Origin of the sequence: Salinivibrio sp. PR5, assembly GCF_001996085.1 — a bacterium.
In the GTDB taxonomy this organism is placed as follows: Bacteria; Pseudomonadota; Gammaproteobacteria; order Enterobacterales; family Vibrionaceae; genus Salinivibrio; species Salinivibrio proteolyticus.
This window is the reverse complement of record NZ_MUFK01000085.1, coordinates 1-5,851: the sequence shown is the minus strand read 5'-3', so window position 1 is coordinate 5,851 and position 5,851 is coordinate 1. Positions and strand designations below refer to the sequence as shown.

Here is a 5,851-nt window from a genome sequence, read left to right as displayed (position 1 = left end):
ATATTATTCTAAATCAATGGCTTAATTGTGGATTAAAAGACCAAATTATTACCAATGTTTAGATTGATTGGATTGTTTGCAAAATGATGTAACTACCACATTTTCGTTCATGACATGTTGACATAATGTTACTCTAGGCATCACATTTTTGATGATATCTTTTTCATCTGTTACAAACCTCACCCAGCCAATCTCAATAGAACGAGCTAGCTCACAGTCACCAGTCGAAATCACACGTAGCGTGATCAAATCATGAAATGAGCGGCTGGCCCCAATCAGCACAATCACTGCCAACGCCAGACCGCAAAACGCCGCAACCGAACACACAATAAAAAGGAGTGTGCAATGGGTGAACCTATTATCATTGATTGCGATCCGGGACACGATGATGCCATCGCGCTGGTGATGGCTTGTGCACTCGATCAGCTCACTATTAAGGCCATTACCACCTGTGCCGGCAATCAGACGCTGGATAAGACGCTTTACAACGCTAGACGGATCCTCACCTTATTAAATCGCCACGACATTCCTGTCGCAGGGGGAGCCCATAAGCCTCTGCTGCGTGACCTTGTGGTGGCGAATAATGTCCACGGTGAGTCAGGGCTTGATGGCCCTGAACTCCCTGCACCCGCGATGGACGCTCAACCCGATAATGCCATCAGTGTGATGGCACGCGTGTTAGAAGCTAGCCATCAACCGATAACCGTCGTCGCCACCGGTCCACTAACCAATGTCGCGCTGCTACTTGCGACTTATCCGCACCTCGCCAATCGCATCAAGCGTATCGTTCTCATGGGTGGAGGGACCACATTGGGGAATTGGACCCCCGCTGCCGAGTTTAATATTTATGTTGACCCTGAAGCCGCTCACCGTGTGTTTCATTCAGGGATCCCTATCACCATGTTTGGCTTGGATGTGACCCATCAAGCCTTGGTCAAAGATGCCGACGTTGCCACTATCCGCGCCATTGATAACCCCGTTGCACAGACAGTCGCGGGGTGGCTGGAATTCTTTATGCGTTATCACCGCGATCCCAAGTGGCAACTCGACGGGTCGCCCCTCCACGATCCTTGCACGATTGCTTGGCTTATCAAACCTGAGTTGTTCGATTGTGAATCCGTATGGGTAGATATAGAAACACAAGGCAAACTCACCACCGGAATGACTGTGGTTGATCGCTATCGAGTGACCGGTCATGCCGCTAACGCTGATGTGGCGATGAAGATCAACCGTGAAGGCTTTATCTCGTTACTGTGTGATTGTCTAACCCAATACAGCCAATAGGCGTACACAAAAAAGCGCGGCAATCGCCGCGCTGTCTATTCGGTATAAGTCATCATGGTCGCGCCAACCGCGCGCATCGACGACTAATATCGTGCCGTAACGCTCACGCCGCTAAAGGCGGTATAACCATTTAGCATGACATGATAACGACCCTTCTGGGTGCTCTGCACGGTGCACACTTCACTGTTACCATAGTTGTATGGACGACAGTCCCAGCTCGATAGCGTAGGTTTGGCGCCATAGCGAACATATAAGTCTGCATCACCCGACCCTCCGCTGATATTCACGCTAAGGCGCTGACCGGCTTCTACATCCACGTAGAAAAAGCGTTGCGCACCTTGCCCACCAGAGATGCCCGTGACCGGCTGACCATTTTTAAGCTTATCTTTAGGATCCGGCGTTGGACCACAATCTGGCTCACAGCTACTGTCAGCTTGGCTATAGAGCAATTTGTTAACCGTTCCGCGCGTGTCACTAATCTTACCCACACTGGCACGGTTGCTAATCAAGCTTGCTACTTGTGCAGGAGATAGGTTGCTGTTTTCTTGCAAATATAAAGCCGCCACGCCCGCAACATGAGGGGTAGCCATCGAAGTCCCGCTGATGGTGCGGTAGCCACCGTCATACCATGCTGACTTGATTTGAGAGCCCGGTGCGAACACATCGACACAGCTGCCCCAGTTTGAGAAGCTTGAGCGGCTATCGCTGCTGGTGGTAGAGCCCACAGTGACACCGCTTGGCTCACGGGCCGGTGAGCTGTTACATGCATCGGCATTGGAATTCCCTGCTGCCAACATAAAGCTCACACCCGATTGCACGGCACTGGCAACCGCTCTATCCAGTGCGGTTGATACACCGCCACCCAAGCTCATATTTGCCACTGACGGTCCACTGGCATTGGCTGCCACCCAGTCAACCCCGCCAATCACGCCGGACGTTGAACCTGAGCCGCTACAACTAAGGACTCTCACCCCAACGATGTCGACATTTTTGGCGACACCATATTGGCTTCCCCCGATAGTACCGGCCACATGGGTACCATGACCGTTACAGTCTGAGGCGTCATTGTCGTTATCAACAAAATCATAGCCAGAGCGAGCACGACCGCCGAATTCAACATGTGACGTTGTCACGCCAGTATCAATCACATACGCCGTCACACCTGTACCATCAAAGTTGGTACTGTAATTATTATCCAAAGGCAAGTTACGTTGATCAATGCGATCCAACCCCCAAACTGGATTGCTCTGGTTCGCGTTTGGGGTGATTACCGGGTCCAAGGAAATCGTTTTATCTTGTTCGATAAAATCAACTTGTGAATCCATGCGTAGCGCACGCAATTGCTCTGGTGTTAATTTGGCCACGAAACCACTCAGCGAGCGATCAAACACTTTCTCAACCTTAACCGCATGTTGGTTGACCATGCTGGAAACCGTTTGCTGTGTGAAGGTTTTTAACGCTTGTGGATCATCACTGAGTGTCATTGGTTGTTTAAACACCACAATGTATTGGTCCTCAATACCCTGCTTGTCTGATGCAACCACTAATGGAGCTAGCGTTTGCTGCTGAGCAATCGCTTGTTTACCGTCCTCTTGTTTTGCGAGCACAGAGGGTGAAGCAGTCACGAGTGCAGATGCGATACAGCAGCTAAGAACATGCTTTAACATATTGTATTCCTTACAATGGTTAAACGTAGAAAGTCATAATTGCCTACAAAAAACAACAAGCACGCTTATAAAGCTATGCATCAAAAAGCATTTTTTCTGCAGTGGGATTTGCTTTATTTGAGTAATCAATCAGCATTATTGACTATATTATNATATTATTATTTACAATTTATTTAACTTTTTGTTTACAATGCAAATTCGCACGCTCGATGCAGATCTTTATGTCTCACATGTCAGACAAATTAGATCTATTATTTTTGACATGATGCACAAATGAGATGAAATCTGACTCATTCTCGTATACAGAGAGTGAGCATTACCCAACAAAAAAGCCAGCGGCTAAGCGCTGGCGAAGAAAAAGGTAACAACTTGATTTAGAGAGGGTTAGTTTGGTTCTTCATGAATTAATACGCCGCCTTCGAGCGCGCCCACAAGAACATTGGGGACACTTGCGTCTTCAGACGTCACTGCAACACGTGTACCGGGACCAATCGCAGAGATAGGAGCTGCCATCATAAGAGGACCCAGCTCCTTGTCATAGCACAACTTCCATGATGGTGCAGCGGCGGCATGATCATTGGCATAGAGTCGACATTTGTTTCTGTCCGGATCAATTAAACAATCCAGCCCATACTCAATGTCATCATAAAAAAACGACCATTGATAATAGCCTGCATTAACACTGCAGGGCGTCTTGATAAAGCTTAAGGCCTCATTGGTGTCTTGAGTCAGCGTCAGGAAACGCTGCGCATCCGGCACCATCGCTAAATAGCCTAACGATTGTCCGTTAACATCGGTCACGGCGAGCTTTACTTCCTGCTCAACCATCGCGCGCTCATGATCGCCAATGTCTGGCAACATGGAATCGGGTTGTACTGAAAACGCCATTGTGTCGCTCCTTTGGTTGCTTCGCACCACTTTTAACAGTTATGTAACAACCAAAGATATAGATCAATTTCTCAGAAAAGTTTAGGCCGCTGCGCGGACAAACGATACTCCAAGCCATATCCTTCGAGACATCGCTCATTTCTCAAATAACGGCTTACACCTTGGTACAACAACGATTGCAGCCAATAAGAGACAGTATCCTGTCGCGCACAAAGCAATTAACAGCAGCAATGTCCAGTCTGCAACACCATTAAGCATGGAAAGTGATGAACCGGTTAGAGGTGGCGCACTGAGTGCAACAACAACACCAATGACACCACAAAAAAAGAGGGAACGCTTAGCGCTATCTAACGAAAACCGACGGAAAACGATCGCCGCCAGGACAGGCATAGCCACCAGTAATAGCAACCACATCCAGTAAGGAGAAAGAGAGTATAAGAATACAGTAAATACGGCATCAAGCGTCATGACGTGCACCTCCGTTATATTTTACCATCAAGCATTGCTTGATAGGCCGGTAGCAACATTTGCTCTTTCATTACCCAAGCCATCCAGGTTTCTTCTGTTGGACTAATAAAAGGAAACGAAGGCAGCAATGTCCCGCCATAGCCAAATTCGGCTAATATCGCTTTACCAAACCCCGTGATAAGTGGGCAGGATGTGTAACCATTAAATTCAGCCTCCAAGGGCTTATCGTTTAGATAACTAATAATATTGGCTTCAACAACCGGTACTTGCTTTTTCACACTCGCGGCCGTTTTCGATAGCGGAATACCGGTCACATCACCAACACCAAATACGTAAGGAAACCTTGGGTGCTGCAGCGTATATTGATCCGCCGCCATCCACTCGCCTTGATGAGGACCTTGGTCCCAAATAAGGTCGCTATGCTTAACCACATCAGGGGCACTCATTGGTGGGACAACGTGAATGTAATCATATTCTTCTTCTATCGTCTGGCCCGTGCCTAAAAGCGAGAAACGTGCTTTTTTATGCTCAGCATCAATTCCAATTAACTTCTTCTCGTCAGCAATCTCGACACCCTGCTCGCTAAAGCGTTTCATCACAAAGTCGTTATAAACAGGAATAGAGAACAAACGCTCTTTAAACGGTGTGGTAAAGCTCACATCAAACGCCTGACGGTGACCGCTTTGTTCAAGACGAGCAAGCGAGGTAAACGTCATTTTGAGTGGAGCACCTGCACACTTAATAGGTGTATCCGCCAATGTGAAAATGGCTTTGCCCTCTCCCTTATCCATAAACTGCTTAAAAGCCATATCAGTGGCTTGTGCACCTGCCGGACCGGGATAGACGCTCCCAATACCACGCTGACCCACGAGAGACTCCTCCATCCCCTCTATGAGGTGATAGTTCAACTGCGTACCCATAGCGACAACTAGTATGTCGAAGCTGAGCTTGACACCATCCTCGAGTTCAACTTGCTTCTCATGTGGCATCAGGGATACAGCATTCTGTTGATGCCAGCGAATACCTGTTGAGAGCCACTCCTCCGTCGTGGAGATAAGCTGTGACGCTTTCCAAAGGCCGGAAGCGACCAACGTTTGTCCAGGTTGATACAAGTGCTGTTTTCTTGCGCCTACTAGACTGATGTTTCTTGCCGGGAGACGCTGCGCTAATCGATTAGCGAGTGCGATACCTGCCGCGCCATTTCCCACAATGATAATCTTGGCTTGGCTTTGTGCGCGAGAAGGTACGCTGACAGGAAGCATGGTGAGGGCGCCGGCTCCCGCCAGTAATTTAAGAAAATGACGGCGTTYTGAAATAGAATTCGAACGTACCATAAGCTAACCAACATTAAGTAAGTAATAACTTAATTAGTAGTTAACAAATAATTTATGCGCAATATCTCCAAGCATAAATTTGAAACCAATAGGCTATTACCGCATCAGCCACCAGCGCATTAAGCGTTTGTACCAGCGGTTGTACGGCGGTTTGACTAAAAAGCTGGTGTCCCATTTATCGCGGGTGAGGACGGTTTTACTGTGGCTAAA

The 5,851-nt window shown here is 47.9% G+C and carries 5 protein-coding genes; 1 reads left to right on the top strand and 4 read right to left on the bottom strand.

The genetic code is table 11. The features are described from left to right. Positions 1 to 345 precede the first annotated feature (345 nt). On the top strand, positions 346 to 1,284 hold the full coding sequence (rihA, locus tag BZG82_RS15895; RefSeq protein WP_077766308.1) for a pyrimidine-specific ribonucleoside hydrolase RihA: 939 nt from the start codon (positions 346 to 348) through the stop codon (positions 1,282 to 1,284). Between the two features lie 83 nt (positions 1,285 to 1,367). Here rihA and BZG82_RS15890 read toward each other — a convergent pair whose 3' ends face one another. The 4 genes from BZG82_RS15890 to BZG82_RS15880 all read right to left on the bottom strand — a co-directional run bounded on the left by BZG82_RS15890 (position 1,368) and on the right by BZG82_RS15880 (position 5,641). Beyond that, a complete protein-coding gene (locus BZG82_RS15890) occupies positions 1,368 to 2,951 on the bottom strand; it encodes a S8 family peptidase (RefSeq protein ID WP_077678058.1) in 1,584 nt (527 codons plus the stop codon). 384 nt (positions 2,952 to 3,335) lie between these two features. Further along, positions 3,336 to 3,839: a hypothetical protein gene (locus BZG82_RS15885; RefSeq protein ID WP_077766307.1), complete on the bottom strand. Its 504-nt coding sequence runs from the start codon at positions 3,837 to 3,839 to the stop codon at positions 3,336 to 3,338. A 135-nt stretch (positions 3,840 to 3,974) separates the two neighbouring features. Continuing rightward, on the bottom strand, positions 3,975 to 4,307 hold the full coding sequence (locus BZG82_RS16340) for a hypothetical protein (protein ID WP_131826253.1): 333 nt from the start codon (positions 4,305 to 4,307) through the stop codon (positions 3,975 to 3,977). 14 nt (positions 4,308 to 4,321) lie between these two features. Next, the gene (locus BZG82_RS15880) at positions 4,322 to 5,641 is read right to left on the bottom strand and encodes an NAD(P)/FAD-dependent oxidoreductase (RefSeq protein WP_077766306.1); all 1,320 of its coding nucleotides are present in this window, start codon (positions 5,639 to 5,641) and stop codon (positions 4,322 to 4,324) included. Between the last annotated feature and the right edge of the window lie 210 nt (positions 5,642 to 5,851).